Source organism: Moorena sp. SIO2C4 (assembly GCF_010672485.1).
In the GTDB taxonomy this organism is placed as follows: Bacteria; Cyanobacteriota; Cyanobacteriia; order Cyanobacteriales; family Coleofasciculaceae; genus Moorena; species Moorena producens.
In genome coordinates this window covers 1-3,089 of record NZ_JAAHGN010000922.1, presented here as the reverse complement: position 1 = coordinate 3,089, position 3,089 = coordinate 1, and the positions used below count along the sequence as shown (strand labels likewise).

At 44.7% G+C, this 3,089-nt stretch carries 3 protein-coding genes; all 3 read right to left on the bottom strand.

Going from position 1 to position 3,089, the window contains the following annotated elements; all coding sequences use genetic code 11:
* On the bottom strand, nucleotides 1-367 hold a 367-nt coding region (locus tag F6K20_RS31435), incomplete at its 3' end, for a lipid II flippase MurJ (RefSeq protein ID WP_287297346.1).
* 122 nt (nucleotides 368-489) lie between these two features.
* Nucleotides 490-1,944 (bottom strand): GumC family protein, encoded by a 1,455-nt coding sequence (locus F6K20_RS31430; RefSeq protein ID WP_008187713.1) that lies wholly within the window; start codon nucleotides 1,942-1,944, stop codon nucleotides 490-492.
* Nucleotides 1,945-2,057: 113 nt separating this feature from the next.
* The coding region (locus F6K20_RS31425; RefSeq protein WP_287297344.1) for an RNA-guided endonuclease InsQ/TnpB family protein at nucleotides 2,058-3,089 on the bottom strand (1,032 nt) is incomplete at its 5' end.

Genomic DNA, 3,089 nt, shown 5'->3' with positions numbered 1-3,089 from the left:
CTGGGGCTAACCCAGTTATAATCAATGGCGCTATAATTTCCAACAGAACAGTTAGACTAACACCGAGTACTAAAGCTAAGTTGACAATGCCACTGACCAAGCGATGATATTCCCTGTGATTCAGAGCATCTCGACGCTCCATGAACATTGGAACCAAGCTTTGTCTGGTTCCCTCCCGGCTCACGGTATCAATTAGTCGCGGTAAGCTGAGGGCAACAATCAAGGCATCTGTGGTTTGACTAGTCCCCAGTTTCGCCGCCATCAAAATGTCCGCAACCCACGCCAGTAGCATACCGAAGAAGGTCAGAGACATCACTCGCAGCGTGGGAGATTTCCACCCTTTGATTATACGGTTGGATAGGTTCATCAGATTACTTACTGCCAACACCTGATTAAGGTAGCAGACTTGGGGTCTTTCTCTGTTAGTTTTCCGTGCTAGTAGTTTCCAACAATTAGATCCAAATTGTTGCTACGTTTAAATTCACTGGTTTAAGACTCAGGTTGAAGTACCGGAGGGGAATCTTTAGGAGCGTCTGTCTTAGAACTTGGTTTTTCCCAGGCCAGGATAACCAGGCCAGTTGTCATTAACAGGGAAAGCGCCACAGCTCCCAACATTACCGTTTTTTTGGTATTACCAACAGGTTCTTTCGGTAAGTTCGGCTCTACTAACAATTGCAGGGTTGGATAAGCAGTAGCATGATCCGATTTATTCAGGTTTAATTGAGCCGACTTCGCCGTAAATATAGCTTCAGAGATTTGCACCTCTCGCTCAAGCTCAGTCAGGGTTAACTGCTCCTGAATCAATGTCTGAAGTCTGGACTCTAGCTGAGCAATTTGTTCTGCCAAGGTGTTCACTTGACCAGTTAGTCCCTGCTGTTGAGCTCTCTGGTTGATTAACACTTGTGCCAGATTTGCTCGACCTGTCTGGGCATCTAAGCCTAAATTGAGATTATCCAAACGTTGAACATCCATCCCCTTGCCCAATAGCTGTTGGCTACGAGCAAGTAATGCCTCAAGCGCCGCTTGCTTCTTAGCTTTGAGATTAATCACCTGAGGGCTGTTTGGTGTCCATTGAGAATTTAGTATCGTTAGCTTAGCACTAATATCGCTATAGTTTTGCCAAAGTTTTTTAAACACTTCATCATCCTGAAGCATCAGAGCATCGGCTGCTTGGTCAGTTGACAACCTTAGGTTAGCTTCTAGCTGCCTTAATCCAGAGGTAGCCGCTTGCTGCTGAGCCAATAAATTAGCACGCTGCACTCGCAACCTTTCTACTTCTTCTGAAAGGTTATTGATTTGTTCAGAAATTTTGAGCAGTGACTTCTTTTTGAATTGAGACAGCTTTGTTTGGGCGTTTTTTAAGTTACTATTAGCAGAGTCTAAAGCTAGCAACGTCTTGTTATCCTGACGAGCTGATTCTTCTGCTCTTAAGTAATCAATCCGCTTGACTAAAGCTTGATAAAAAGCCTGAGTATTTCGCTGAGCGTCCGATGGGCTTTTGCCATCCGCTTCAAACTCTATGATAGTGGTACCTCTATCCAAATAAACCCTTGGCTTGGCAAACTCTTCAAAATCTTTGACTGAGGTATTAACAGCAGCAGCAGCTTCAGTTAATACGACGTCACTCATGGCGATATACTGGTAGTTTTGTCGTGGATCTACCTTTAAAAGATATCCGTAAGGAGATTTCTCACCTGGATTGGAGGAAGCTTGACCGACTCCAGGGAGTTGAACAGATCCTTGAGAACCCACACCAGGTATAATTGCTGCTGCCTTACTGGTGTAAGTTGGAGGGATTTGCTCGAGCACAAAAAAAGCTAAACCCAAAATAGCAGCATTGCTCAAAATCCCCAAACTTATGTAGGAAAACCATTTCAACCCATTGGGTCGAGAACGTTGGCGTGCTTCTGGTAGGGCTCGAATCGGAATTGAAGATTCTGTCATCTGTCTGTCATCAAAATAGATGCAGTCCACAAATTTACATTCAGACTAAATTATGAATATTTTGTGATTTTGACATCTCCCCCGGCTGAAGCACAGGGGATTCTACAAGGTTCCTACAAGGCAGGTTGAAACCGTGCCTTGTAGCTTCTCGTCCTATATGATCTTTTCATAGAGTTGAAAAGATCATACCGGTGCGGTAGTGTCAATGCTCCCCTACCCACCTTGGTCAGGTCAAGACCTAACTGTGTGGCTACTTTTCTAGCTATATTTGCAGCACCGTTACAATCGGCATTAATTAGCCAACCATTAGAAGTTTTGTACAGACCACGCCTAACTCGTTTGCCCGACGGTTTCCATCCTTTGGGTTTTTCGCCGTGTCTTGGGAGGCTGTCGGAGTCAAGATAAGACGCTTTGCTGGTGTACGCTTCCTCGGTAATTGTTAGCTTAATTCCATACTCAGGACAAAGCTGTTTCAGTCGTTCAATCAGTCTTTTTGTTGGAATGACCACAAAATTCTGATTACCCCGTTTCCCCATGCTTGAGGAATCTTTCTGTCCTTCGTTCCAACCAATGACGAGGTTTCCAACGCAATCGCTCAGGCACCGATTAATAATAAAACGGGCGGCTTTGTTGATCGCATCCCTGATTTGATTGTTTCTTCTGCGTTGGACACGATCTAAGTTTGAATCCCAGTATAATTCAGGCTTTCCAGCTTTATATTTGGCAACCAACCTGGCATAAGCCTGATTCAGAGACTTGAGCTTTCTGCCATCAATAATCAGGCTTCTCCCATGGGTTGAAACTCCGGTTAACCAGTTGTCCCCGCCGTGATCAAAACTCCATGCTTGGAAATAGTCTAGATTGGGATTATTTTCCACCGGTTGTTTTCCATCATCAATTACCCAATCGATCCATAATTGGCCTAGATACGGGCGAATAGTAACCTGTTTGACCCAATCTGGATCTATGAACCCTGGAGGTTCTAAGGCGATCTCAGTAAGCAGTTCAGGTCTACTTTCCTTGCTGATCGACGGGTAAAACAAACCGTTCTTATAGTTGAGCGCTTGTCTGGGAAAAGTGACGGCAGCTAGCCCGCCTTTCTTGCGGTACCTAAGCAGTTTTGGTCTATCGACTTGGCCTTTGTA

What these genes read in the sequence shown, in the direction of transcription:
- F6K20_RS31430 (WP_008187713.1), bottom strand. Translation starts at nt 1,944, where the DNA reads ATGACAGAATCTTCAATTCCGATTCGAGCCCTACCAGAAGCACGCCAA.